The sequence below is a fragment of the Chryseobacterium arthrosphaerae genome, from assembly GCF_001684965.1.
Classification (GTDB): Bacteria; Bacteroidota; Bacteroidia; order Flavobacteriales; family Weeksellaceae; genus Chryseobacterium; species Chryseobacterium arthrosphaerae.
Genome location: NZ_MAYG01000004.1, coordinates 1 through 497, shown reverse-complemented (window position 1 = coordinate 497; position 497 = coordinate 1). Strand labels below are relative to the sequence as shown.

The following is a 497-nucleotide window of genomic DNA, read 5'->3' as shown; positions in this document are numbered from 1 at the left end:
CACTAAAGCTTTCAATAGCATCACAGTTTACGGTCACCAGATCTGCTTTTCTGAAGAACGGTTCTGTTTTTTCTGTAGAATTCATCATTTCAGCCAGTCGGATAATATCAAACTCTACTTCTTTGATGAGCCTTACGGAATCCATTTCATTCAAATGTTTCTGGTAGCCCAGATGATGGTAGTTTTTAATGGAGAAATTTTTGGCTCCGAAAATCTTGCTTAAAAAAGTATGTTCATTGATGCTTTCTCCTTGCTGAAGAGAGATAATATTACTAATCTGGGTATAATTGAGGCTTTTCTTATGGAAATTCAATGCTGAAAATAATGAGAAAGCAAAATCATTGGAACCACCAATAATTACCGGAATAGCTCTTTTATAATGACATGCCGACAGCACTTCCTGTAAGATATAATGAGTATCCTGAACAGATTTTCCGGACACCAGATCTCCGAGATCAACAACAGGAATTTCGAAGTCCATCTGCGAAAGCTTGTAA

Annotated in this window: 1 pseudogene; it reads right to left on the bottom strand. The window is 36.8% G+C overall.

Features of this window, described 5'->3' with window-relative positions:
* Positions 1-481: pseudogene (locus tag BBI00_RS15300) on the bottom strand (arginase); the annotation flags it as partial.
* Between the last annotated feature and the right edge of the window lie 16 nt (positions 482-497).